General features: G+C 61.6%; 20 protein-coding genes and 1 pseudogene. 9 read left to right on the top strand and 12 right to left on the bottom strand.

The window, feature by feature from the left end; genetic code table 11:
- Nucleotides 1-406 precede the first annotated feature (406 nt).
- Both QZT71_RS08355 and QZT71_RS08360 read left to right on the top strand, forming a co-directional pair.
- A complete protein-coding gene (locus tag QZT71_RS08355; RefSeq protein ID WP_295915024.1) occupies nucleotides 407-781 on the top strand; it encodes a BlaI/MecI/CopY family transcriptional regulator in 375 nt (124 codons plus the stop codon).
- 47 nt (nucleotides 782-828) lie between these two features.
- Complete coding sequence (locus QZT71_RS08360) at nucleotides 829-3,420, top strand: TonB family protein (protein WP_295915026.1); 2,592 nt, start codon at nucleotides 829-831, stop codon at nucleotides 3,418-3,420.
- Nucleotides 3,421-3,506: 86 nt separating this feature from the next.
- Here QZT71_RS08360 and QZT71_RS08365 read toward each other — a convergent pair whose 3' ends face one another.
- Nucleotides 3,507-4,601 (bottom strand): alkaline phosphatase, encoded by a 1,095-nt coding sequence (locus QZT71_RS08365; protein ID WP_295915030.1) that lies wholly within the window; start codon nucleotides 4,599-4,601, stop codon nucleotides 3,507-3,509.
- A gap of 71 nt (nucleotides 4,602-4,672) precedes the next feature.
- Between QZT71_RS08365 and ung the strand changes: the two genes are divergently transcribed.
- Together ung and QZT71_RS08375 are read left to right on the top strand one after the other, a co-directional pair.
- A complete protein-coding gene (gene ung / locus QZT71_RS08370) occupies nucleotides 4,673-5,335 on the top strand; it encodes a uracil-DNA glycosylase (RefSeq protein ID WP_295915032.1) in 663 nt (220 codons plus the stop codon).
- A 298-nt stretch (nucleotides 5,336-5,633) separates the two neighbouring features.
- Entirely contained in the window at nucleotides 5,634-6,533 is a 900-nt protein-coding gene (locus QZT71_RS08375) for a 1,4-dihydroxy-2-naphthoate polyprenyltransferase (protein WP_295915035.1), read from the top strand.
- A gap of 223 nt (nucleotides 6,534-6,756) precedes the next feature.
- Here QZT71_RS08375 and QZT71_RS08380 read toward each other — a convergent pair whose 3' ends face one another.
- The 3 genes from QZT71_RS08380 to metK all read right to left on the bottom strand — a co-directional run bounded on the left by QZT71_RS08380 (nucleotide 6,757) and on the right by metK (nucleotide 10,629).
- The gene (locus QZT71_RS08380) at nucleotides 6,757-7,617 is read right to left on the bottom strand and encodes an RNA polymerase sigma factor RpoD/SigA (protein ID WP_010266169.1); all 861 of its coding nucleotides are present in this window, start codon (nucleotides 7,615-7,617) and stop codon (nucleotides 6,757-6,759) included.
- A 57-nt stretch (nucleotides 7,618-7,674) separates the two neighbouring features.
- The gene (locus QZT71_RS08385) at nucleotides 7,675-9,150 is read right to left on the bottom strand and encodes a Do family serine endopeptidase (protein WP_295915037.1); all 1,476 of its coding nucleotides are present in this window, start codon (nucleotides 9,148-9,150) and stop codon (nucleotides 7,675-7,677) included.
- 174 nt (nucleotides 9,151-9,324) lie between these two features.
- A complete protein-coding gene (gene metK, locus QZT71_RS08390; RefSeq protein WP_295915039.1) occupies nucleotides 9,325-10,629 on the bottom strand; it encodes a methionine adenosyltransferase in 1,305 nt (434 codons plus the stop codon).
- A gap of 383 nt (nucleotides 10,630-11,012) precedes the next feature.
- Here metK and QZT71_RS08395 point away from each other — a divergent pair, with 383 nt between their 5' ends.
- Complete coding sequence (locus QZT71_RS08395) at nucleotides 11,013-11,411, top strand: hypothetical protein (RefSeq protein WP_295915041.1); 399 nt, start codon at nucleotides 11,013-11,015, stop codon at nucleotides 11,409-11,411.
- A gap of 146 nt (nucleotides 11,412-11,557) precedes the next feature.
- On the opposite strand, the gene QZT71_RS08400 is transcribed toward QZT71_RS08395, so the two are convergent.
- The 8 genes from QZT71_RS08400 to QZT71_RS08435 form a co-directional block, all read right to left on the bottom strand.
- On the bottom strand, nucleotides 11,558-12,142 hold the full coding sequence (locus QZT71_RS08400; RefSeq protein ID WP_295915043.1) for a hypothetical protein: 585 nt from the start codon (nucleotides 12,140-12,142) through the stop codon (nucleotides 11,558-11,560).
- A gap of 12 nt (nucleotides 12,143-12,154) precedes the next feature.
- Complete coding sequence (locus QZT71_RS08405) at nucleotides 12,155-12,646, bottom strand: RNA polymerase sigma factor (protein WP_295915068.1); 492 nt, start codon at nucleotides 12,644-12,646, stop codon at nucleotides 12,155-12,157.
- A 613-nt stretch (nucleotides 12,647-13,259) separates the two neighbouring features.
- A complete protein-coding gene (locus tag QZT71_RS08410) occupies nucleotides 13,260-15,293 on the bottom strand; it encodes a transketolase (RefSeq protein ID WP_295915046.1) in 2,034 nt (677 codons plus the stop codon).
- 130 nt (nucleotides 15,294-15,423) lie between these two features.
- Nucleotides 15,424-16,698: an ATP-dependent Clp protease ATP-binding subunit ClpX gene (clpX, locus tag QZT71_RS08415; protein WP_295915048.1), complete on the bottom strand. Its 1,275-nt coding sequence runs from the start codon at nucleotides 16,696-16,698 to the stop codon at nucleotides 15,424-15,426.
- Entirely contained in the window at nucleotides 16,698-17,366 is a 669-nt protein-coding gene (clpP, locus tag QZT71_RS08420; RefSeq protein WP_295915050.1) for an ATP-dependent Clp endopeptidase proteolytic subunit ClpP, read from the bottom strand. Before clpP ends, clpX begins: the two co-directional genes overlap by 1 nt.
- A gap of 254 nt (nucleotides 17,367-17,620) precedes the next feature.
- A complete protein-coding gene (locus QZT71_RS08425; RefSeq protein ID WP_295915052.1) occupies nucleotides 17,621-18,946 on the bottom strand; it encodes a trigger factor in 1,326 nt (441 codons plus the stop codon).
- A 106-nt stretch (nucleotides 18,947-19,052) separates the two neighbouring features.
- Entirely contained in the window at nucleotides 19,053-20,378 is a 1,326-nt protein-coding gene (locus QZT71_RS08430) for a hypothetical protein (RefSeq protein WP_295915055.1), read from the bottom strand.
- 41 nt (nucleotides 20,379-20,419) lie between these two features.
- Complete coding sequence (locus QZT71_RS08435; RefSeq protein ID WP_295915058.1) at nucleotides 20,420-20,809, bottom strand: hypothetical protein; 390 nt, start codon at nucleotides 20,807-20,809, stop codon at nucleotides 20,420-20,422.
- Nucleotides 20,810-20,900: 91 nt separating this feature from the next.
- Between QZT71_RS08435 and QZT71_RS08440 the strand changes: the two genes are divergently transcribed.
- From QZT71_RS08440 to QZT71_RS08455, 4 genes and pseudogenes are all read left to right on the top strand, one after another.
- Nucleotides 20,901-21,692 (top strand): glutaminyl-peptide cyclotransferase, encoded by a 792-nt coding sequence (locus QZT71_RS08440; protein WP_295915060.1) that lies wholly within the window; start codon nucleotides 20,901-20,903, stop codon nucleotides 21,690-21,692.
- A 6-nt stretch (nucleotides 21,693-21,698) separates the two neighbouring features.
- Nucleotides 21,699-25,313, top strand: a complete 3,615-nt coding sequence (metH, locus tag QZT71_RS08445; protein ID WP_295915063.1) for a methionine synthase — start codon at nucleotides 21,699-21,701, stop codon at nucleotides 25,311-25,313.
- A gap of 5 nt (nucleotides 25,314-25,318) precedes the next feature.
- A complete protein-coding gene (locus QZT71_RS08450; protein WP_295915065.1) occupies nucleotides 25,319-26,284 on the top strand; it encodes a methylenetetrahydrofolate reductase in 966 nt (321 codons plus the stop codon).
- A 4-nt stretch (nucleotides 26,285-26,288) separates the two neighbouring features.
- Nucleotides 26,289-26,449: pseudogene (locus QZT71_RS08455) on the top strand (amidohydrolase); the annotation flags it as partial.

Here is a 26,449-nt window from a genome sequence, read left to right on the forward strand (position 1 = left end):
CCCCGACCCTCTGCCGCCATCGCCAGCCGCCGTACTTCGCCGCCCGCCCGGGCACTCCATCCCCACTGCCTGCCACCGCCGCGCTTCGCAGCCGTACAGAACCCCCTGCCGTCCGCCCCGCCACAGCACCTCCCGGCAGTTCAGGCCGACGACATTTTCCGTCCCAATCCTCCCGGCCGCCTCACCCCACCACCCACTTCAACCAGCCACTTCCACCGCCATGAAACGCCACGACCGCCATAAAACGTCTCGATCCGCCACGATCCGCAAAGCCCATCGCGCCCCTTATAAAATAGGTAACGAACTTTTTCGCATCAATCTACTAAAATTTTAGAAGAAATATTTGCATTTCTAAATTTTTAGTAGTAGACTTGCATCAGGAACCTGAAAAAAAGCGCTTTTCAACATGGAGAAAAAATTAACTGAACTCACCCGCGGCGAAGAGGAAATCATGCAAATCCTCTGGAAGCTGGGCGATGCGGTGGTCAACGAAATCATCGCCGAAACGAAAGAGCCCCACCCCAAGTACACGACGGTGGCTACTTTCCTCAAGATACTGGAGAACAAAGGCTTCGTAGGGCACACCTCCGAAGGCAAGAGCCACCGCTACCACCCGCTGGTCGGCCGCGAAGAGTATGCCCGCGGGGTGATGTCTTCGGTGCTCACGTCATACTTCGACGGTTCGCTGGCCCAGATGGTGTCGTTCTTCTCGCGCCACGAGGACATCTCGGTCAAGGAGATGGACGAAATTCTCGAAATCATGCGTAACGCCAAGAAATAGCACACCGACGTCCGCCCGCCCCACAAATCCTGAATCCGATTCCCACGATGAAAACACTGCTCCAATATAGCCTCGAGATGCTCGTTTGCAGCGGCATCCTGCTGGCGGCCTACGCCATCCTGCTCGAAGGACGGGTGAAATTCCGCTGGTGCCGCCTCTACCTGCTGCTGTCGACGGCCGCCGCGGCCCTCATACCGCTGCTCCGCATTCCCGTATGGCCGGGCGAGGTAATCGTGGAGACGCCTGCGGTCACGATGCCCGACCTGCCCGAATGGAACGCCGATATAGTTCCCGAGCAGAGCCCCGCCGTTACGCCCGAACACCTCTGCCTGGCGGTTTACCTGCTGGGGGCCGCGCTGATTATCGGCGTCATGCTGTGGCAGGTATTCGGTATCATGCGCCTGCGGCGCGGTGCAAACACGACCCGCGCCGGCCGTTACAGGCTCGTCCGCACGCCGAAGGAAATCGCCTCGTTCTCGTTCTTCGGAACAATCTACGTCTGGGACAAAACCCCGGACGAGGAGATGAAAGCCGTCATCGCCCACGAATCGAGCCATATCGCCCACCGCCACTCCGTCGAGCGCATCCTGATGGAGGTGCTCAAGGCGGCCCTGTGGTGGAACCCGTTCGTGTGGATTGCCGCGCGGCGGCTGACCGAAGCCGAAGAATTCGAAGCCGACAGCGACGTGCTGGGCAGCGGCTACGACCGGGCGGTTTACATGCAAACCATCTTCAAGCAGCTTTTCGGTTATAGTCCGGAAATAGCCAACGGGCTGCGAAACTCCTTAACCAAAAAACGCTTTAAAATGATGACTACGCAGACAAAGAGCAGGCACAACCTGCTGCGACTGGCGGGAACGCTTCCCGCCCTGATAGGACTCCTGTGCGCATTTTCGTTCACCACACGCGCTGCGGTGATCGTCGCCCCGGCACCCGCAACCGCGATGGCCGCCGCACCCGCAACCGATTCCGGAATCGCGGCCGCGGCCGAAACGGAAACGGCCCCTGCCGCCGCACAGGCGGCCAAAGAGAAGGAATGCAAAGTGACCCTGACGGTGCGCGACAACGACAAACAGGCCGTTATGGGTGCCATCGTACAATTGTCCGGCACCCAGAAAGGCGTCGTCACGAACGCCGGGGGCAGCGCCGAAATCACGGTGCCGCAGGGCAGCCGGCTCGAAGTCAGCTACCCCGACTGCGAAACCGCCGTCGTCGAGGTACGCAAGGCGGGGACGATGCATGCAGAGGTGGTGCTGAAACCCGAAGCGGACGGCAAAGCCGCGAACGACGCTGCGGAAGTGAAGATTCGCATCATCACCTATAAGGACGGCGCACCCCTTACCGGGGCCATCGTCCGGGTCGCCGACACGCCCAAAGGCGCAGTCACCGACGCGGCAGGCAGTGCGAAACTCACCGTCCCCAAAGGCTCGACGCTCGAGGTTTCCTATGTCGGTTGCAAGACACAGACCGTCCGGGCAGACGCCCCCGACCAAACCATCCTGCTCCCGATGGATACGGACCCGGCTGCGACGGCCGAACTGTCGAACCAGAAGGCGCTTTACATCGTCGACGGCCTCGAAGTCGACAAGGAGTTTATCAAAACCATCAACCCCAACCGGATTGAGAGCATCTCGGTACTCAAAGACAAAGCCAGCCTGGCGTTGTACGGGGAGAAAGGCCGCGACGGTGTGGTTGTCATCACGCTCAAAGGATTCAAAAAGCCCGAACAGGGCGCAACGAATCCCGAAGCCGCTTCGTCCTCCATCACGATAAAGGACGGCACAATCACCCAAACGACGACCTATCCGGCCGCCGGCAGGCAGGAAACGGACGGCCCGGCCGACCCCGACACACCGTTCCTGATTTCCGAAGTCATGCCCGCATTCCCCGTCGGCGATGCGTCGCCCGAGCAGGAATACGGAGATTTGCAGGCTTTCCGCGCATGGGTGCAGCAGCGGGTGAAATACCCCGCCGAAGCGTTCGAGAAGGGAATCGGCGGACGCGTCGTACTGACGTTCGTCATTGAGAAGGACGGCTCGGTGAGCACCGTCCGGCAGCTCCAGTCCCCCGACGAATCGCTCTGGCAGGAGGCCCGCCGTGTAATCGCCTCCTCGCCCAGGTGGAAACCCGGCGAGCAGCGCGGCGAAAAGGTGCGCGTGAAATACACGCTGCCTGTCGACTTCCAAATCACGAAGTCCGAAACCGCGTCCGAAGCGGGGAACCCCGACGAGGAACCGTTCCTGCGGGTCGAAACGATGCCGCAGTTCGCGGGCGGGGGCCTCGACAAATTCCGCGAATGGGTGCAGATGCACGTGAGATATCCGGCGGAGGCGCTCGAGAAGAATGCCTACGGCATGGTGGTAATTTCGTTCGTCGTTGAAAAGGACGGCTCGGTAAGCACGCTGCGCACGCTCCAATCGCCCGACAAATCCCTTGCCGACGAAGTCAGCCGCGTAATCCGCTCCGCGCCCAAATGGACACCCGGCGCACAGCGCGGACAGGCCGTGCGCGTAAGGTTCACCCTGCCCGTGAGCTTCGCCGTGTCGACCAAAGGGGGAACCCTGCGCGAAGATACGTCCGGACAACCGAAAGGCTCCCTCGAAGAGGTCGTGGTCGTCGGTTACGGCACCCAGAAGTAGGCTTTCCAAAGCACGATCGACCATAAGCGGCAAACGGCGTCCACCCCGAGTTCAGTGGACGCCGTTTGTTATTCCGTACAGCCGGGCTATTCCAGCCCCAGCAGCGCCATAATCCGCTGCGCCAGTTCCGTATTGTCCATCACGCCGTGAATGCGTCCGGCGCCCGCCCCGTAGAGATAAACCGGAAGATAGGTCGCCGTGTGGCTTTTCGAACCGAACACATAGCGGATGCCGCTCTCGGGACGGGTGAAATCGGCATCGCCGCTCGGAATGGCGAGGCCGCCCGTTTCATGGTCGGCGGTCACCACGACCAGCGTACCGGGCGTGCGGTCGGCGAAATCCATCGCAGCGGCCACGGCCTGCTCGAAATCGCGCATCTCATCGAGCAGCTTCTGCCAGTCGTTGCCATGCGCCGCACCGTCAATGAGCGAACCCTCGACCATCAGCACGAAACCCCTTCCGACCGAATCCGCATTATGCGAAAGTATCTCCAGCGCCTTGTTCGTGGCGCAGCGCAGGTAATCCGGACGCCGCACCGTCTGCGGGATATTTTCATCCGTCACAGCGCACAACAGCCGCCCCGCACGCACCGGCTCCGCCTCTTCGAGCGAACCGGCAACCGCATATCCGCGGCGGCTGAAAGCATCGCGGTAGGAACCGCCCTCGGGCGACTCCCTCTCGAGCCGCCTGCCGGCGCCAATGAGCACGTCGATACCGCTCGCCAGCATATCGCGGGTGATGGCCTTCTCGTCGCCCCGGCTCGGGACATGGGCGTAAAACGCCGCCGGGGTAGCGTGCTGGAGATAACATTTCACGGCAATCCCCGTAGGCCTCCCATCGGCTACGGCCCTCTCGATGACCGACCGCACACGCTCTCCCCCGGCATCCAGGCCCAGCGTACTGTTATTGGTCTTCGCCCCCGTAGCCAACGCCGTACCCGCCGCCGCGGAGTCCGTGACGCGGTTGTTGGCCGAATAGGTCGAAATCAGCGCCACGCCCTGCGAGCGGTCGAAAGCCGTCGGGGCGTATCCGCCCTCGATGGCAAGCATCGAAACGTGCGCGAGGCCCATGCCGTCGCCAATCATATAAATCACATTGCGGACGCTGTCTGCGGGCTCCGCGGCCGCTGCTCGGCCTGCCGCCAGCAAGCACAACGCAAGAAACAAGTATGCTTTCTTCATATCCGGTTACAAATATAATAGTAATCTGCCAACTTTTTACTACATTTACACCACTTTAATACCCTTGCAACATGGATGTAAAGATAGCCCCCGACTGGAAAGAGCTGCTCGCTCCCGAATTCGAAAAGCCCTATTTCGCCCTCCTCACGCAGTTCGTGCGGCAGGAATACGCCACGCACCGCATTTTCCCACGCGGCAGCAACATTTTCCGGGCGTTCGACAAATGTCCGTTCGACAAACTGAAAGTCGTCATCATCGGGCAGGATCCCTACCACGGCCCCGGGCAGGCCAACGGGCTCTGCTTCTCGGTGGGCGACGGCGTGCCGTTCCCGCCCTCGCTGCAGAATATCTTCAAGGAGGTGGCCGACGACACAGGTACTCCCCCTCCCGCGACGGGCAACCTCGACCGCTGGGCCGAGCAGGGCGTGCTGCTGCTCAACGCCGTGCTGACCGTGCGCGCCCACGAAGCGGCCTCGCACGCGGGACGCGGCTGGGAAACGTTCACCGACGCCGTCGTGCGCACCATCGCCCAGCACAAGCAGGGTATCGTCTACATGCTCTGGGGCAGCTACGCACAAAAGAAAGGTGCCATCGCCGACCCGCAGCGCAACTGCATCCTCAAGGCCGTGCACCCCTCGCCGCTCTCCGTCTACCGGGGATTCTTCGGCTGCCGCCACTTCTCGCGCGCCAACGAATACCTGCAAAGCATCGGCAAGGAGCCCATCGTCTGGTAGCCCGGAAAACCGGCCCGCACACCGGCAGGGCGAAACGCACCGCCGGACCATCCGGCGAAAAACCGGATGGTCCGCACACCGGAAGACCCGCCCGTACGCCGACAGGGGGGGGGCGACGGTAAGGCGCGAATATCCCGACGGCACCGCGTGCCACGGCAACCGTGAAAGTCCCCCGAAACAAGCCGTGACCCGCACCCGTACAAAAGCCCAGCCCGCCGGAACAACGGCAACAGGCCACGTCCGCTGAAAAAACGGCAACAGGCCCCGGCATCGTTCCGCCACAGCGCAAACAAAAGCTATGACAACACAGATACACCCCGACTCCGCCCGGGCATGGCTGCTCGCGGCACGTCCCAAGACGCTGACGGGAGCGGCCGTTCCCGTGATGCTGGGCTGCGCCCTCGCAGCATCGGAGGGCCGGTTCGCCCTGCTCCCCGCACTGCTCTGCCTGGCGTTCGCCCTGCTGATGCAAATCGACGCCAACCTGATAAACGACCTCTGGGACTACCTGAAAGGCTCCGACGGCCAAGACCGCCTCGGCCCCGAGCGCGCCTGCGCACAAGGATGGATAAGCCCCGGAGCCATGCGGCGCGGAATCGCCGTCACGACAGCAACCGCCTGCCTCGCGGGCTGCGGCCTGCTTTTCTACGGCGGCTGGTGGCTCGTGGCCGTCGGTGCCGCCTGCGTCCTCTTCGCCTTCCTCTACACCGCGGGCCCCTACCCGCTGGCCTACCACGGCTGGGGCGATTTGCTCGTACTGCTGTTTTTCGGGTTCGTCCCCGTCGGCTGCACCTACTACATCCTCTCGGGCGGCTGGACATGGCAGGCGGCCGTCGTTTCCGCGGCCTGCGGCCTTACGATCGACACGCTGCTGATGGTCAACAACTACCGCGACCGCGAGCAGGACGCCCGCAGCGGCAAACGGACACTCGTCGTCCGGCTGGGCGGACGCGCGGGCGCAACGCTCTACCTGCTGCTGGGATTCGCAGCCGCCGCCTGCTGCCTGGCACTGCTCGCCGACGGCCGCATCTGGGCGGCGTTCCTGCCGCTGCTCTACCTCCCGTTCCACATCCGGACATGGCGGCACATGGTACGCATCGGCCGGGGACGCGAACTGAACGCCATTCTGGGCGCGACATCGCGCAACATCCTGCTGTTCGGGCTCCTGCTCGCGGCCGGGCTCCTGCTTCCCTTTTAGTGTATTCCGGGGAGGGGCAACACCGCAAACCCGCCCGCTTGCCGCATACGACGTGGCTGCACCCGCCGCACACACCCGCTCCGCCCTCCACCGCATGCCCCTGCGACATGCATGCATCCCGGCCCGCACACAAGCCGCACATCCCACCGAACCGCCCGAATCCGGCACTGGTACAAAAAAAAGCCGTCCTTTCGGACGGCCTTTCAAACAGATGCCGGGTGAATTATCCTAAATAAGACTTCAGCAGTTTCGAGCGCGACGAGTGGCGCAGGCGGCGAATCGCCTTCTCCTTGATTTGGCGCACACGCTCGCGCGTGAGGTCGAACTTCTCGCCGATCTCCTCGAGGGTCATCTCCGAGGTACCGATGCCGAAGAAGTACTTGATGATGTCGCGCTCGCGCTCCGTGAGCGTTTCCAGCGCGCGATCCACCTCGGTCGACAGCGACTCGTTGATCAGTCCGCGGTCGGCGTTGGGCGAATCGGGGTTCACCAGCACGTCCAGCAGCGAGTTGTCTTCGCCGTCGGCGAACGGCGCGTCCACCGAAACGTGGCGACCGGCGACACGCAGCGTGTCGGTCACCTTCTCCTTCGGGAGCTCCAGCTCGGTAGCCAGCTCCTCGGGCGAGGGCGTGCGCTCGTGCTCCTGCTCGAAACGGGCGAAAGCCTTGTTGATTTTGTTGAGCGACCCCACCTGGTTGAGCGGCAGGCGCACGATACGCGACTGCTCGGCCAGCGCCTGGAGAATCGACTGGCGAATCCACCACACGGCATACGAGATGAACTTGAAACCGCGGGTTTCGTCGAACTTCTCGGCGGCCTTAATCAGGCCGAGGTTTCCCTCGTTGATCAGGTCGGGGAGGCTCAACCCCTGATTCTGGTATTGTTTGGCTACGGAAACCACGAAACGCAGGTTGGCTTTGGTAAGTTTCTCCAGTGCTTCCTGGTCCCCTTTCTTGATTCGTTGGGCGAGTTCCACCTCCTCCTCGACCGTGATGAGCTCCTCCTTGCCGATTTCCTGCAAGTACTTGTCCAGCGAAGCGCTCTCGCGGTTGGTGATGGACTTTGTAATTTTTAACTGACGCATAATTCTTATTAACCTCCTAAAATTAACTTCCTGTACAAAAACCCGCCCGGGGCACGGCTACTCCACAAGCGTGTAGCTTGCGGCGCGGCCGTTGGGATAGATGCCGTCTATCGAACGCACCTTGTCCGTCATCCGCTCCATATCGGTTACCGAATAGACCGGACGATCGTTGATGTGGGTAATTACAAATCCCTGTTTCACACGGGCACGGGCCAGAATTCCGTCGGCCTTGATGCCGACCACCTGCACGCCGCCCTTGATGTCCAGTTCGCGGCAGAGTTTGGTGCCCGCATCTGCGAACTTACCTCCGAGAACCTCGACCATATCGACGTCTTCTTTGGTAACCAATTCCGTTTTACCAGCTTTATTACGCAAAGTAACGTCAATTTGTTTCACCTTGCCGTCCCTTTTTACCGATAAAGTAATCTTATCGTTGGGCCGGCGGCGTCCGATCTGCTCGGCAAGCGTCGCATTGTCGTTGATTTTCACCCCGTCGATGTCCAGGATGATGTCGCCCTTGCGGATGCCGGCCTCCGAAGCCGAACCGCCCTCGATGACCTTGTCGACATAGGCTCCGCCCAACTCCTTGACACCGGTTTCCTCGCCCATGCGGTCGATGAAGTCCTGATCGACGATGGCATACTGGACGCCCAGCAGCGCACGCTGCACGACGCCGTACTCCTTGAGGTCTACGACCACCTTGCGCACGATCGATTCCGGAATGGCGAACGAATAGCCTACGTAGCTGCCCGTCTGCGACTTGATCAGCGTGTTGATGCCCACCAGCTCGCCGTGCGTGTTGACCAGCGCACCTCCCGAGTTGCCGGGATTCACCGCGGCGTCGGTCTGGATGAAGGCCTCGATGCGGAAATCGTTGGGAATCACGCCCAGGTTACGCGCCTTGGCGCTCACGATGCCCGCCGTGATGGTCGACTGCAGGTCGAACGGCGAACCGATTGCCAGCACCCACTCGCCCAGCCGCAGCGCGTCCGACGAACCGAAGGGCACGGTCGGCAGGTTCGAAGCCTCGACTTTCAGCAGCGCGAGGTCCGTAGCGGAATCCTTGCCGATGAGCTTGGCGTCGAATGTGCGGCCGTCGTTGAGTTTGACCTTGAGTTTCGAGGCGCCGTCCACCACGTGGTTGTTGGTCACGATATAGCCGTCGTCCGAGATGATGACGCCCGAGCCGCCTGCCCGCTGCTCACGGTAGCGCGGGCCCTCGTCGTATCCCTGCTGGGGAATGCCGAAAAACTCCAGGAACGGGTCGTAGCCCCTGCGGCGCGGCATTTCGACCTGCTGCACGGCTTCGATGTTGACCACGGCCTTCACCGCATTTTCGGCGGCGTATGTCAGGTCGGGGTACTGCTCTGCCTGATACGATGTAAACTGGGTGCCCAATGCGGGCGTGCGCTCCACTTCGCGCTCGATATATTCCACCGAGCCTTCGCGGCTGCCGGCTACCGTCCATGCCGTCACTCCGCCTGCGGCGGCCGACACGGCTACTGCTCCTAAAATTAAAAATGCCTTTTTCATAATTCAATCACAAGTGTTTAAGTTTAATTAATCAGAGGCAACTTCAGTCCATAGGCTAATCGTAATTTTTTAAATTCGTAGGACAAACGAACAAAAACGTCCGGTTAGTATGCGTATTCACACAAAAATCGAGACATCAGCGACTGACATCCCGATCTTTTGCGGTCGGATGTGTTACAGTCCGAACTCTTTGCGGATGCAATCCACGGCGTCGAGCTTCTCCCAGCCGAAGTATTCGATTTCGCGCTCCACTTCGCGGCCGTTCTCCCACACCCGCTCTTTCTGCGTGTAGGGACGGTTGCCGAAATGTCCGTAGGAAGCCGTGGCCTCGAAAATCGGGTTCTTCAGGCCGAAGCGCTTGACGATCGCCGCAGGGCGCAAATCGAAAAGTTTGCCGATACGGCGCGCAATCTCCCCGTCGGTCATGCCGGCCAGCGCCGCGGGACGGGGCGAACGGTAGGTGTCGACGTAAACCGAAAGCGGCTGCGCGATGCCGATGGCGTACGACAGCTCCACGAGCACCTCGTCCGCAACACCGGCGGCCACGAGGTTCTTGGCGATATGCCGTGCGGCGTAGGCCGCCGAGCGGTCGACTTTCGACGAGTCCTTGCCCGAGAATGCGCCGCCGCCGTGAGCGCCGCGGCCGCCGTAGGTGTCGACGATAATTTTGCGGCCCGTGAGGCCCGTGTCCCCGTGGGGGCCGCCAATCACGAACTTGCCCGTGGGGTTCACGTGCAGGATGTAGTCGTCGCCGATCAGCTCGGCGAGCTTGTCCCCGGCACGCTCCAGGCGCGCCTTGACGCGCGGAATGAGAATCGTGCGCACGTCCTCGCGAATCGTGGCCTGCATACGCTCCTCGGCCTGCTTCTCCGTGAGGCCGTCGCCGGGAAGGATGAATTCGTCGTGCTGCGTCGACACCACGATGGTGTGCACGCGCAGCGGACGGTTCGTCTGCTCGTCGTACTCGACGGTCACCTGCGATTTGGAGTCGGGACGCAGGTATTTCATCACCTCGCCCTCGCGGCGGATGACGGCCAGCTCCTTGAGGATGACGTGCGAGAGAATCAGCGTCGCGGGCATCATCTCGCGGGTTTCGTTGCAGGCGTAGCCGAACATGATGCCCTGATCGCCGGCGCCCTGCTCCGCCTCATCGGCGCGCACCACGCCCTGATTGATGTCGGGCGACTGCTCGTGGATGGCCGACAGGATGCCGCACGAATTGCAGTCGAACTGGTACTCGCTGCGGGTATAGCCGATACGGTTGATGACGCGGCGCGCCACACCCTGCACGTCGACGTAAGCCTCCGAGCGCACCTCGCCCGCCACGACCACCAGGCCGGTGGTGCAGAGCGTTTCGCAGGCCACCTTCGAGTTGGCGTCGTGACGCAGGAACTCGTCGAGGATGGCGTCTGAAATCTGGTCTGAAACTTTATCGGGGTGTCCTTCGGACACCGATTCCGATGTAAACAAAAAGCCCATGTTATACATTTAATTGTGGTAGATATTCCGTCCGCCGCTCCCAAGCCCGGCTTGTCGCGGTCGCCGCCTTCGGCGTCGTTTGCAAATCTGCCCCCACCCTAAACCCCTCCCTCGGGAGGGGCTTGGGCGATGCCGCACAAAATGCTGGCAACCGTTCGGGACGGATACATCTGCCCGGTTAATAAAAAATAAAACGTATAAAATGGGAAAAATTGGCTGTTGGAATAAAAAATAAGCTGTTTTAGCGATTTTTTATTGTGGTTTGCAATCAGTCAAATCTTTCCACATTTCCCCGCCCCGAGGCGGGAGGACAAAGGTACGAAGTAATTTCACAATATGCAAGAAAATTGCTACCTTTACCCCGAACAACCGCAATACATGCAATGAAACGACTTCTCATCGCTGCGTTCGCGCTGCTGGCCGCCGTCGGATTTTCGTCCTGCGAAAACGACGACGACCGCCTTTACGACACCCTCGCGGGCCGGGTCTGGGCCGGCGATCTGGGATTCTACCAGGACGACCGCTACCCGTTAGACAGTTACGTCTATTTCGGGGCGGACGGTTTCGGCACCGACAAGCTGCATTTCGCCGACACGGGGCAGTACCTCGACACGCTCAATATCCAGTGGGATGCCTACGGCGACGACACGATTTACATTGGCTACGGACGTGCGGATTACCCGCGCGAGTTGCGCCGCGTGCATATCCGCCGCGGCGAGCTGCGGGCCGAGCTCTACATCGACGGCGAATACTACGGCCGCATCACGCTCTACATGCAGTAGCGGGATACATATATATAAATAACGCTCCCCGGGCTCCCATCGAGTCCGGGGATTTCGTTATCCGGCGGCAGTATGCGGCAGTTTTCAGGCGGCAGTCGTTTTCCGACGCCCGACACCCGACGTTCCGCCCTCCGCACATCGGCGGTTCACAGCGCCTGCGCGTCCGCGTCGTGCAGCGCCTCGCGCAGTGCGTCGATTTCGCGCCGCATACGCAGGAAGACACGGACTCCCAGCGGCACCCCGACCGCCAGTCCCGTCCAGAACCCGTACAGGACATAGGGGGTCGTGAATCGACCGACGTAAATCCCGAACGCGACCAAAAAGGGCACCCCCAATGCAATGCCGATAACCACCCCCGCGAGAAAACAACTCCGGAACCGCACCACGGCGGCACAGGCCTCCCGCACGGACTGCTTCACGGGGTCGATGCGCGCCAGCCTGACAATCAGGAACACCTGCCGTCCCAGCATGGCCATGACGAAGAGCCCCAGCAACACCTGTACCGCCACGTCGGAACCGGCATTCCCGTCCGAACGCAATATGCCGGAGAAAAGCAGCGGAAGCATCGCCAGCAGAAACAGCTGCATGCGGAGCATGCGCGCCAGCCGCTGCTTGGCCGAGGTGATTTTTCCGGCCGCGACTCGGGCCGTCAGCCGATCTATCTTCACATCCGCACAATCCAGGCGTCCGTCCAGCTCGTGCCATTTGGTTTTCAGCTCATCGAGTTCCATATCCTAATCGTTTTAATGGGTTGCCTGCTCGCGCAGTTTCAGTTTGATGCGGTGGAGCTTCGAGGCCACGTTGTTGCGCGTCAGGCCTGTAATCTCCGCAATCTCGTCGTAGGGCACTTCGTCGAGCCACAGCATCACGACCGCTTTCTCGAGCGTATCCAGGCGGTTGATCAGCGCATAGAGCTCCCGCAGCAGATCGTTGCGCTCCGGGTCGTCGCCCTCCGTGGCGGCACAGTCGGCCAGCGGCACGCTGCCCGCACGGCGGCGGTTGCGGCGGTAAAAGGAGATACAGGTGTTCAGCCCGACGCGGTATACCCACGACGAGGCTTTGGCCCGGCCCTCGAAGCCGTCGAATCCCCGCCACAGGTTAATCAGCACCTCCTGGTAGAGGTCGTCGAAATCGTCGCTGTCCCCGGCATAGAGGTAGCATACCTTGCCGATGATGCGGCGGTGTTCCCGGACGAAAACTTCAAATTCGTACTGCCGGGCTCGCTGTGCGGTCATATCCTTCGCTGTGGGCATTTCCGAAACTGTTTTTATCCATTAGACGCAATCCGCGCGGAAAAGTTGCGCCCGGAAGCAAAAAAATTATGGAAGCGGGCAAGCGGGAGGGCAAGCGGGGGGGGGCGGAGAGGGCAGAGGAAGAGACGGACGGAGAGGCGTAGAGTGCAGAGCGGACGGGCTGTGAGCGGGAAGTGTACCGGGTCGTATCCGGTTACAGCAGACAGCACCTGTTACACTTGTAACATTGTTAGAGGGAGTGCCTGCCCTTGTAACAATCTAACAGACGTACCGCATGCGATGAACCCGGCCCCGGACACCCTGGTACCCAGTCCCACAGCCACCCGACAAATCTGCCGTCCGGCACCCCGGCCCCCTGCCGTCCAGTCGCCGCACCCCGCTATCCGGCAACCTATCGTCCCGTCACCTCACCCCTTGCGTCCTGCCATCCGGCAATCCCCGACCGCCCCGCCATCCCGCTCCCTTGCGCCCTGCCTTCGACGAATCCCGTCACCTCGCTCCCTTGCGCAAAAACGCCCCGGTGCAAATGCACCGGGGCAATTGTCCATTCGTGCCGCACGGAAAAGACGGTGCCGGGCGGCAGGAACCGCATCCGTTACTTTCCGAGCAGCTTCTTCACCTCGGCCGCCACGGTAGCCCCGTTGTAGCCGAACTTTTCGTCGAGCACGGAGTAGGGCGCCGACCAGCCGAAGTGGTCGAGGCCGTGAATCATGCCGTTCTCGCCCACCAGGCCCATGAGGTTCACCGGAAGTCCCGACGTCAGGCCGTAGCGCACCACGCCTGCGGGCAGCACGCTCTGCCGGTACGACTCGGGCTGGTCGCGGAACAGGCCCTCGCTGGGGACGCTCACCACGCGCACCGGAATACCCTCCGACGCCAGCAGCCCGGCGCCCTCGACCAGCGTCGCGACCTCCGAACCGGTGGCAATCATCACCACGGCGGGTTTGGGGGCGTCCAGCACCACATAGCCGCCCTTGGCAAGCTGTGCGGCCTCCTCACGGCGGCTCGAACCGAGCGCCGGCAGCGTCTTGATGTTCTGGCGCGAGAGCACGAGCGCCACGGGGCGGTGCTCCTCGACGGCCAGTTTCCACGCCATGACGGTCTCCTCGCCGTCGGCCGGACGCAGCACGACCATCGAACGCTCGTCGTGGTGATTCTTCAACTGCTCCATCAGGCGAATCTGCGCCTCGTGCTCCACGGGCTGGTGCGTAGGTCCGTCCTCGCCAACGCGGAACGAGTCGTGTGTCCAGATATAAATCACGTGCAGGCGCATCAGCGCCGAAAGGCGCACGGCGGGTTTCATATAGTCCGAGAAGACGAAGAACGTGCCGCAGGCCGGAATCACGCCGCCGTGCAGCGCCATGCCGTTGGCCACGCAGGCCATTGTCAGCTCCGAAACGCCCGCCTGGAAGAATTTACCGCTGAAGTCGCCCTTCGTAAAGGCTTTGGTCTTCTTGAGGAAGCCATCGGTCTTGTCCGAATTCGAAAGGTCGGCCGAGGCCACGATCATGTTCTCGATTTTCTCGGCGAACACGCCCAGCATCGTGGCCGATGCGGCGCGCGTGGCCACGTCGGCTTTCATCTCGACAGCCTTGTAGTCGATTTCGGGAAGCTTACCCGAGAGGAACATGTCGAGCTTGTGCGCCAGATCCTTATGCTCCGCACGCCACGACTTCTCGACCTCCGCCTGACGTGCGGCCCAGTCGCGCAGTTGTGCGCGGCGCTCGGCAAACGCCTCGCGGCTCTCTTCGAACACCGCGAACGGATTTGCGGCGTCGCCCCCGAGGTTTTCGACCGTGGCGGCGAAGTCGGCGCCGGCAGCCGAGAGCGGCTGTCCGTGGGTCGAAACCTTGTCCTCGAAGCTCTCGCCGGCGGGGCCTTTGGCACCCTTGCCCATGACGGTGCGGCCGATGATGAGCGTCGGGCGCTCCGTTTCGGAGTTGGCCGCCACGAGCGCCTCGCGAATTTCATTGATGTTCTGGCCGTCGACCGAAAGCACGTTCCAGCCCCACGCCTCGTATTTCATCGCCACGTTCTCGGTCATCACCTCGTCGACCTTGGTCGAAAGCTGGATGTTGTTCGAGTCGTAGTACATGATGAAATTCGACAGGCCCAGGTGGCCGGCGATGCGTCCCACGCCCTGCGAAATCTCCTCCTCGACGGCGCCGTCCGAGATGTAGGCGTAGGTCTTGTGCGCCATCCACTCGCCGAAACGCGCCGCCATGAAACGCTCCGCGATAGCGGCGCCCAGCGCCATGGCGTGCCCCTGCCCGAGCGGGCCCGAGGTATTCTCCACGCCCCGCATCACATCCACTTCGGGATGGCCCGGCGTAACGCTGCCCCACTGGCGCAGCGACTGCAAATCTTCGGTCGTATAGTACCCGGCCAGCGACAGCGTCGAATAGAGCATCGGCGACATGTGGCCCGGGTCGAGGAAGAAACGGTCGCGGTAGGGATAGGCCATGTTGTCGGGGTCGTAGCGCAGGAACTCCGTGTAGAGCACCGTCATGAAGTCGGCGCCACCCATGGCGCCCCCGGGATGGCCCGATTTGGCTTTTTCGACCATGGCGGCCGACAGAATACGGATATTGTCGGCTACACGCGTAAGTTTGGAATTGGTAGATGACATGTGTTAGAATGTTTTATCGGTTTATTTATCGGTTATCGTTTTTGCTCGAGCGCAGCTGCGGAAGCACCCCGCCGAGGCCCCGGCTGCCCTATTCGCAACCGGAACACACGGCAAAGATAATAAAAAGACACTAACCAACTTGTTTTAGTTCCAATAAATTTGCTTTTTCTATCTTTTCCTTTGCATAAGGCAACTTTACGGTAAACTTCCGCGTATCCGTCGAGGGGATGTCGAACATGGTGTCCATCATGATCGCCTCGCAAATCGAACGCAGGCCGCGGGCGCCGAGTTTGAACTCGACGGCCTTGTCCACGATGTAGTCCAGCACCGCGTCGTCGAACGCCAGTTTGACGCCGTCCAGCTCGAACAGGCGCTTGTACTGCTTGACGATGGCATTCTTCGGCTCGGTAAGAATCGAGCGCAGCGCCTGGCGCGAAAGGGGCTGCATATAGGTCAGCACCGGCAGGCGGCCCACCAGCTCGGGAATCAGTCCGAACGACTTCAAATCCTGCGGCGTGATGTACTGCATCAGATTGCTGCGGTCGATGCGGTCGGCCATAAGCCGCCCGTAGCCCATGGCGCGGGTATTCAGGCGCTGGGCGATTTTCTTCTCCACGCCGTCGAACGCCCCGCCGCAGATGAACAGGATGTTGCGCGTATCGACCTGGATGAACTTCTGCTCGGGGTGCTTGCGCCCGCCCTGCGGCGGCACGTTGACCACCGTGCCCTCCAGTATCTTGAGCAGCGCCTGCTGCACGCCTTCGCCCGAAACGTCGCGCGTGATGGAGGGGTTGTCGCCCTTGCGGGCGATCTTGTCGATTTCGTCGATAAAGACGATGCCCCGCTCGGCCTGCGCCAGGTCGTAGTCGGCCACCTGCAACAGCCGCGAAAGGATGCTTTCGACATCCTCGCCCACGTAGCCCGCCTCGGTCAGCACCGTGGCGTCTACAATCGTGAAGGGCACTTTCAGCAGCTTGGCAATCGTGCGGGCCATCAGCGTTTTGCCCGTACCCGTGGGGCCCACGAGCACGATATTCGACTTGTCGATTTCCACCTCGTCGTCCTTGGGAGCGTAGAGCAGCCGCTTGTAATGGTTGTAGACAGCCACCGACATGTAGCGCTTGGCGTCGTCCTGCCCGATGACGTATTGGTCGAGGAACTCCTTGATTTGCGCCGGTTTGAGCAGCTCCTCCATCTTGAGCGGAGCCGCCGGGGAGCGCCGCTGCTCGGTCGCCACGTCGTTCTCGACGATAATCCGGTAGCCGTTCTCGATACACTTGTTGCAGATGTTCGCGCCGTCCGCGCCCTGGAACATGATTTCCACGTCGCTGCGCTTGGCACCGCAGAACGAGCAGCAGTCGCCGCCCGTTCCGCCCCGATGGTTGTTGTTCTTGTTCTGCGCCATTACTTCTCCCGTTTAGAAAGCACCTCGTCGATCAGTCCGTAGTCTTTGGCTTCGCGCGCCGAGAGCCAGTAGTCGCGGTCGGCGTCCTTCTCGATTTTCTTGACCGGAACGCCCGAGTGGGCCGAGAGTATCTCGTACAACTCGCGCTTGGTCTTCATCATCTCGCGGGCCGTGATTTCGATGTCCGAGGCCTGCCCCTGCGCACCGCCCAGCGGCTGGTGAATCATCACCCGCGAATGGGGCAGCGCCGAGCGCTTGCCTTTGGCGCCGGCCGTGAGCAGCACGGCGCCCATCGAAGCCGCCAGTCCGGTGCAGATGGTCGCCACGTCGGAGCTGACCAGCTGCATGGTGTCGTAGATGCCCAGTCCGGCCGAAACCGAACCGCCGGGCGAATTGACATAAATCTGGATGTCCTTCTCCGGGTCGACCGACTCGAGGAAGAGCAACTGTGCCTGGATGATATTGGCCGCGTCGTCGTAAATCGGCGCGCCGAGGAAAATAATGCGGTCCATCATCAGGCGCGAAAAGACATCCATCGTAGCGATGTTCAGCTGGCGCTCCTCGATGATCGTCGGCGACACGTAGGCCGCGCTGACCGACTGGAAGTCGTGCAGTTTCAGCGAACTGATTCCGCAATGCTTCCGTGCGTATTTTTCAAATTCTGACATAACGAATGTGAGTCCGGCGAATTGAGGTTTTACATACGATGCCGGGATTTTTCATACATGGAATTCGCCGGACTCGCATTACGGCGTTCGATGCCGCATTCCATATTTAAAATCCCCCTCGGTTGCCCTTTGCCCGGGGGAGGTCTGCCGCCTCCCCGGCCGGCCGCATGGCCGCGGGCGAACTTTTTCCAAACAAAAGGACTTTGCAAACATCACGCCTGCAAAGTCCAAAGATACGCTTTTTTCGGAAATTCTTAAAGCGCCTGGGCCATTTTAGCGAAATCGTCGGCAGATACGGCTTTTTCCGTCACCTTGATTTTCGATTTCACGTCTTCCACGACCTTCACCTCATAGAGCTTCTCGTAAATCTTCTGTCCCTGCTCCTTGTCCGCGAGAATCTTCTCGGCGTAGCCAGCGAGCATCTCCTCGGGGGCCGACGGCATGCCGTACTGCGCGAACTGGGACGCGGCCAGCGCCTTGGCCTCGGCCAAAGCCTCCTCCTTGCTCACGGAGATATTGTCCTGCTTGATGAAGTGCTTCTGGAGGTAGTTCCACGTGAACATTTTGAGGAACTGGTCGAAGTCCTTATCAATGTCCTCCATCGTGAACTTGCCCTCGTTAATCGTGTAGAGCCAGCGCTTGAGGAACTTTTCGGGCATCTTCAGGCCCGCTTTCTTCACGAGGTAGTCGCGCAACTGGAGCGTGAAGAGGTAATCGCTCTCGCGGGAGAGCTCCTGTCCGATGCGGCCGTCGACGAACTTGTCCAGTCCGGCCTCGTCCTTGACCTCACCGCCGGGGAACGCCGTCTTGAAGAACTCCTCGTTCAGCTCGGGCTCGGCGAACTTGCGGATTTTGGTGATTTCGAGCGAGAATTCGGGGTTGATGCCTTCCAGCTCGTTCTCCTTGACCTGCAGCACGGCGGCGCGCTGCGACGGGTTTTTGTAGAGTTCGTTGATGTTGACCTGGGTTTTGAAGCCGACTTTCTTGCCGATGAACGGTTTGCGCTCCTCCTCCGACATCGAAATCAGCCCCACGTATGCGTCCGCTACGTTCATCTCGCCGTTGTCGAGCACGACCGACAGCGCCTCGTCCGAGGTCACCTTGTCGGCGTCGACCAGGCGGCCGTACTGGCGCAGGTAGTTGGCGCGGTAGTCGTCGTGCATCTTCTTGTCGACCTTGATCCGGTTGTAGGTCAGCTTATCCTTGTCCGAAAGTTCGAGCTTCACTTCGGGAGCCTCGCCGATTTCGAATATGAACTCGAATTGCGTGCCGTTCTCGAAATCGAAGTCGCCCTGCTCCTCCGAAGGAATCACGTCGCCCAGGTAGTCGATGTTCTCTTTCTGGAGATACTCGAACACGGCGTTCGACGCCGTGCGGTACGACTGTTCGGCCAGCACGCCCTTGCCGTACATCTTCTTGACCAGACCCATGGGCACCATGCCGGGACGGAAGCCGGGAATGTTGGCTTTGCGCTTGTATTCGCGCAGCTCCTTCTCGACGGCCTGTCCGTAATCCTCCGCGCCCACCGTTACCTTGAGCAGCGAGTTGTTCTCTTCGCGTTGTTCTCTTACGATCTTCATAATGAATGGTTTCTATTTATTGTTGTCTTATTTGCGAAATCGGGTTGCAAAGATAGCGATTTTCACGGAGAAACCAACATTTTTACTAAAATATATGTATCCCGGCCTACTCTGCCGCCATATCGCGCAGGACGACGAACGTATATCCGTCCAATTGCGCACGGTAAGCTTCGATGTGCGCCGCATCGACCGCAGCCTGCGACGGCGCAGCGACGGCCCCCAGCCGCTGCAGGTATGGCGCCGCGAGCGACGGCAGCAACTGCGATACGAAATAGCAGGCGTCGGCAAGCGCCGCATCGGTAAATTCCCGTTCGTAAACGGCCGTATATTTTTCCGCCAGGGCCAGCAGCCGCGCGTTGAAATTCACGTTGACCAGCATACCGCCGCCGCGCGGCGCCTGGCTCAACCCGACGATGTTGTCCGAGAGGGGTTCCGCCTCGCACTCCCCGCCGAGGCCGTCGACCAGCAGCGAAACGTCGCGGAACCAGAATCCCTCCTCCACAGGCATTTCGACCTCGAACGTCACCGTACGCCCCTCGGCGATTTTACGCACCTGCGCCCCTTCGCGCAAGGCGACATATTCGTAAATTTCGTCCCACGAGGCCACCCAGAGCGCATCGCTGCCCTCCCTGCCGTAAAGTCTGCAAACCTCTTCCAGCATCTCCGCGTAGCTCTCGTCGCCGCGGTGAATCGTCAGCCCCACCCAGTAAGGGTCGTCCGAAGCCGCCTGCGCAGCCAGTTCGGCCAACTTCTGCGCAGGCACCGAATTGTTGTTGCCGCCGTAGGTCTGTCCCGCGCGCAGGTCACCGCACCGATGCAGGTGAATGCGGGTCTGCCAGGCCAGGGAGTTGCGCGTAAAGCTTACCAGGCCGGATTGCCTCGCCGCCTCGACATAAGCCCTGTTACCATCGGGAAGCCCCATCACTTTCATCCGCAGCCCGAGTTTCTCGTAGACTTTATCGTAATCGTCGTGCAGCCCCTGTGCGATGCGTGCAGGATCGGTCTTGCCGTAAACCCGCTCGTCGACATTGTGGAAAAGCATCGACACCCCGAAATCGGAGAGCAGCCGCAGCTCCTCCCACGAGATATACTGGCTGTTCGAGCCCGTTTCGGAAAGTTCCTTGATAAAGGTGGCATTTTTTTCATTTCCCCACGTAGGCCAGATAGAGCAGCTGAACCCGAAACGACGGTCGTTGCCGCAGCCGTCGGTCATCGCCAGCGGCCGGTCGGGAACACGGCCCGAGGTGGGAACGCCGCCCAAATGACAGAACTCCCTGTCGTCAAGCCACTTGGCATTGATTAAATTCCAGAAACGGGAAAAAGCCGTGACGTAGGAGTCGTCGCAGGTGAATGTAAAGGCGAAATGCTTGTCGTATTTGAGGGGCGCGAAGCGCAGCGAAACATCGTCGGCCGAAACGCCGTCCGGAAGCACGAAGCGCAGCCGGATGGTCTTTTCATCCCCGGAAGCCCGGGTCAGCCCCGGTGTATGGGGGGGGGAATTGCAGCCCTCGATGCCGCACAGTCGATGCTACCCGAAAAACCGACGGCATAGGTTCCCTGCCGGGGATAATCCGTTTTCCGGCCGAAGCGGACGTCCAGCCGGGCGCCGAAAGGAGCCATGACGCCGATCTCTTTCGTCCACGGCAGCGAGGCGATCCGCTCGGTCTGCGTGCGGCCGTCGGCCCCGACGTAGGCGGCCTGCAGGGTAAACAGCGAAGTCAAATCCTTTCCGCCGTCGAAACGATAGATTACCGGCACGGTGCCATCCACCGTTTTGGGTTGCTTGGGAATCTTGATACAGGCGGTAAAGGCGACCGCCCCGCACAGTAACAGCAGGCACAGTCCGGGAAACATTTTCTTCATCACAGACGCAAGGTTTGCGCAAAGATAGGCAAAAAATTCGTCATATGGCGGGGTTTTTCGTATCTTTGCATCCGATGTTCAAAAAGAGAAAATGAAAAAGTTCGCAAGCGTTCTGTTATCCGGGCTGCTGCTCGCCTCGTGCGGCGGAAACCAGGCCCGGGCCAAACGCCCCGAGGCTCCCGTCGAGCCGAAAGAATACACGTACAGCGTCCGTGCGGTGCATCCGCACCTCCAGACCAGCTACACGCAGGGACTGCAATACGCCGGCGGCCGGCTGTGGGAGGGTACGGGCCAGCACGGGCAGTCGGTCGTGCAGACCATCGATCTGGAAACGGGCCGCGCGGAGCTCTTCGCACGCCTGCCGCACGAGGAGTTCGGCGAGGGCATCACGCTGCTCGGCGACAAACTGTACCAACTGACGTGGCAGTCGAACAAGGCCTACGTCTACGACCTGAAAACAGGGAAGAAAATCAAGGAATTCCGCTACCCGGGCGAGGGCTGGGGCCTTACCACCGACGGCGAGAAGCTCTACATGTCCGACGGCACGCCCAACATCTACACGGTCGACCCCGCAACGTTCAAGCGCGAAAAGCGCACGACGGTGACCTACAAGGGGATGGCGATAAACTTCCTCAACGAGCTGGAGTGGATCGACGGCAAGCTGTGGGCCAACGTCTACACCACCGACCAAATCGTCATCATCGACCCCGCGACGGGCGTCGTGGAGGGGGTCGTCGACCTGGCGGGCATCCTTCCCGAGGAGGAGATCACGCCGGCGACCGACGTGCTGAACGGCATCGCCTACGATGCCGCCGGGAAACGCATTTTCGTGACGGGCAAGAACTGGAGCAAACTCTTCGAAATCGAAATCATAGAGAAGTAAAAACACATGGCAAATACGTTATACAAGGCGCTCGAATCGCGCATCCTGCTGCTCGACGGAGGTTTCGGCACCATGGTGCAGCAGTATGGCCTGACCGAGGAGGATTACCGCGGCGAGCTGTTCCGCGACTGGACGGTGCAGCTCAAGGGCTGCAACGATTTGCTGGCCCTGACGCGCCCCGATGCGGTGCGCGAAATCCACGTCAAATACCTGCAGGCGGGCGCCGACATCATCGAAACCGACTCGTTCAACGCCAACGCCGTGTCGCTGGCCGACTACGGGCTGGAGGCATACGCCTACGAGATTTCGCGCGCGGCGGCGGCCGTGGCGCGCAGCACGGCCGATGAGTTCACGGCCCGCAACCCGCTCAAGCCCCGTTTTGTGGCGGGGTCGATGGGGCCCACGAACCGCACGGCCTCGATGTCGGCCGACGTAGCGAACCCCGCCTCGCGCGAGGTGACGTTCGCCTATCTGGCCGAAGCCTACACCGACCAGGCGCGCGGTCTTATGGACGGAGGCGCCGACATTCTGCTCGTCGAAACAATCTTCGACACGCTCAACGCCAAAGCAGCCCTGTACGCCATCGACACGCTGGCCGCGAAGCTCGGGCGCGAAATTCCCGTCATGGTTTCGGGCACGCTGGCCGACGCCAGCGGCCGCACCCTCTCGGGGCAGACCGTCGAAGCGTTCTGCGCTTCGATGTCGCACGCACGGCTCCTGTCGATCGGCTTCAACTGCGCCTACGGAGCCAAGGAGCTGCTGCCCTACCTCGAGCGGCTGGCCGAAACGGCCGAATTCCGCATCTCGGCGCACCCCAACGCCGGGCTTCCCAACGTCATGGGCGGCTACGACGAAACCCCCGAAATGTTCGCCGAAGACGTCGGCGAATACATGCGCCGCGGGCTGGTGAACATCGTCGGCGGCTGCTGCGGCACCACGCCGGCGCACATCTTCGAACTGTCGAAAATCGCGGGAAACTACGCACCGCGCCCCCTCCCGGCTCCGAAGCATATCACCACGTTGAGCGGCCTCGAGCCGCTGCGCATCGTCCCCGAAGCCAATTTCGTGAACATCGGCGAGCGCACCAACGTCGCCGGATCGGCCAAATTCGCACGCCTGATTCGCGAGGGCAATTACGAAGAGGCGCTGTCGGTGGCCCGGGCACAGGTCGACGCCGGGGCGCAAATCGTCGACGTCTGCATGGACGACGGCCTGATCGACGGCGTGCAGGCCATGCGCACGTTCCTCAACCTGATGGCCTCGGAACCCGAAATAGCCCGTGTGCCAACGATGATCGACTCCTCGAAATGGGAAGTGCTCGTCGCCGGACTCGAAGTCACGCAGGGCAAGGCCGTCGTGAACTCCATTTCGCTCAAGGAGGGCGAAGCCGAGTTCCTGCGCCGCGCACGGGAGATTCACCGCTTCGGCGCCGCCGCCGTGGTGATGCTCTTCGACGAACGGGGCCAGGCCGACACCTGCTCCCGCAAAATCGAGGTGGCCGGGCGCGCCTATCACCTGCTCACCGACGCGGGATTCCCCGCCGAAGATATTATTTTCGACCCCAACATCCTGGCCGTGGCGACCGGCATTCCCGAGCACGACGGCTATGCCAAAGCTTTCATCGACGCCACACGCTGGATTAAGGAGAACCTGCCCCACGCCAAGGTTTCGGGCGGCGTGTCGAACCTCTCGTTCGCATTCCGCGGCAACAACGCCGTGCGCGAGGCGATGCACTCGGCATTCCTCTACCACGCCATCCGCGCCGGCATGGACATGGGCATCGTCAACCCGCAGATGGTGCGGGTTTACAGCGAAATCGAACCCGAGCTGCTCGAGCGGGTCGAGGACGTGATTCTCTGCCGCCGGGCCGACGCCGCGGAGCGGCTCACCGAATATGCCCAGCAGGTGCGGACAATCGCCCAAACGCAGCCGCAGGCGCCCGACGCATGGCGCTCGGGAACGCTCGAGGAGCGCATCGGCCACGCCATGCTCAAAGGCGTGGCGGACTACGTCGAGCAGGACGCGCTGGAGGGCTACCAGGCGCTCGGAAACCCGATGGCCGTAATCGACACGCTGCTGATGCCCGCCATGGAGCGCGTCGGCACGCTCTTCGGCGAGGGCAAGATGTTCCTGCCGCAGGTCGTCAAGACCGCCCGTGTGATGAAACGCGCCGTGGCGGCGCTCACGCCCTACATCGAGCAGGGCACGGCCGGCGCGGCGAGCAGCGCGGGCAAGGTGCTCATCGCCACCGTGAAGGGCGACGTGCACGACATCGGCAAGAATATCGTGGCGGTGGTCATGGCCTGCAACGGCTACGAGATAAAAGACCTCGGCGTGATGGTCGAGTCGCAGCGCATCGTCGACGAGGCAGTGGCCTGGGGCGCCGACTGCATCTGTCTGAGCGGACTGATTACCCCGTCGCTCGACGAAATGGCCCACGTCTGCGAGGAGCTGGAACGCCGCTCCCTGCGCATCCCGGTCATTATCGGCGGGGCTACGACCTCCGATCTGCACACCGCCGTGAAAATAGCACCGGTCTACGCGGGCGTGGTGGTTCACTCGCCCAACGCCAGCCGCAACAGCCAGATACTGGCGCAACTGCTGGGCCCGGACGGGGAGCTTTACGCCGACAAAATCCGCGCCGAGCAGCAGGCCCTGCGCAGCGAGTACCAGCGTGCCGAGCGCACCCGCAACCTGGTTCCGCTCGACCAGGCGCGCAAATCCCGCGAAAACGCCGCCGCACACCGGCCCGTCGTACCGGCACACCCGGGGCGCATGGTATTCCCCGATTTCGACGTGGCCGACGCCGAACCCTATATCGACTGGAACTTCTTCTTCCCGGCCTGGGGGCTCAAGGGGCGCTACCCCGAAATCCTCGACCATCCGGAGCGGGGAACCGAGGCCCGCAAGCTCTTCGCCGACGCACAGGCCCTGCTGGCCCGCATCCGCGACGAGCGGCTGCTCACGCTGCAGGCCGCCGTGGGGATTTTCCCGGCACGCTCCGAGGGCGACGACATCCTCGTGACCGACCCCAAGGGCCGCGAACACCGGCTGGCGATGCTCCGCAACCAGACCCGCGGGCAGGAGAACCGCTCGCTGGCGGACTTCATCGCACCCGACGGGGACTGGATCGGCTGCTTCGCCGTCACGGCGGGCATCGGACTGAAGGAACTCGCCGAAAAGTTCCGCGCCGCAGGCGACGACTACAACGCCATCATGGCCAAACTGCTGGCCGACCGCCTGACCGAAGCTTTCGCCGAGGCCGTGCACGTGTTCGTGCGGCGGCAGATGTGGGGCTACGAGCAGGACGAAGCGCCGGCTCCGGCACAGGTCGTCCGCGGCGAATACCGCGGCCGCCGGATGGCTTTCGGCTACCCCGCTTCGCCCGACCATTCGCTCAAACGCGAGGTCTTCGATTTGCTCGCGGCGGAGCTCACCACCGGCATGAAGCTTACCGAAAACTACATGATCGACCCCGGCGAAGCGCTCTGCGGCCTGCTCTTCGCCGACGCCGACTATTTCTGCGTGGGCGCGATCGACACCGAACAACTGCTCGACTACGCCCGGCGCCGCGGCATGGACGCCGGACAAATCCGCAAACTGATACCGCATAATATTTAACCCGCATGAATGTCGTAGACATAATCAACCACGCGATTTCCGAATGCCGCACGCGCTTTGCGTTCGAGCTGCTGCCGCCGCTCAAGGGCGACGGCATGGGCGGCGTATTCGAAGCCATCGACCGCCTGATCGGATTCGACCCGGCCTATATCAACGTCACGTTCCACCGCGAGGGCATCAAACAGACCGTTCGGGCGGACGGGAGCGTCGAGTGGCACGTGGTGCGCCGCCGTCCCGGCACGGTCGGCATTTCGGCCGCCATCCAGAAAAAATACGGCGTCGAAGTCGTCCCGCACCTGATTTGCGGCGGACAGTCGAAGTACGACATCGAGGACGCGCTGATCGACCTCGATTTCCTCGGCCTGCACAACGTGCTGGCGCTGCGCGGCGACAAGTCGCAGAACGAGAAGTTCTTCATGCCCCATCCGCAGGGCCATGCGCACGCCGTCGACCTCGTGCGGCAGATTGCAGCCATGAACCGCGGCCAGTTCGTCGACGGCGAGGTCGAGGAGTGCCACCACTCGAAATTCTCGATCGGCGTGGCAGGCTATCCCGAAACGCACGAGGAGGCCGCCTCGCCCGAGGCCGACATCGCCAGCCTCAAGGCGAAAATCGACGCCGGCGCCGGGTACATCGTCACGCAGCTCTTCTACGACAACGCCCGCTTCTTCGACTACGTGCACCGCTGCCGCGAAGCGGGCATCACGGTTCCCATCATCCCGGGCATCAAACCGCTCTCGACGCTGCGCCACCTGACGCTGCTGCCCCAAACCTTCGGCTGCCACATTCCCGAAGCGCTGGAGAAAGAGGTGCTGCGCCACAAGGACGACCCCAAAGCGATTCGCGAAGCCGGCACCGAATGGGCCATCGCCCAGAGCCGCGAACTGATTGCGGCGGGCATCCCCGTGCTGCACTACTACCCGATGGGCAAGGCCGACAATATCATCAAGATTGCAAAAGCAATATTCTAATCGTATGAATCCCGTAGAATTCCGCCGCCACCTGCATGCGCACCCCGAACTCTCGTTCAAGGAGCGCGACACGGCCGCTTTTATCGCCGCACAGCTCGCGGCACTGGGCATCGAACACCGCCCCGTCGCCGGCACGGGCGTGCTGGCCCGCATCGAGGGCCGCGG

The sequence above is a fragment of the uncultured Alistipes sp. genome (genome assembly GCF_902388705.1).
Taxonomy (GTDB): Bacteria; Bacteroidota; Bacteroidia; order Bacteroidales; family Rikenellaceae; genus Alistipes.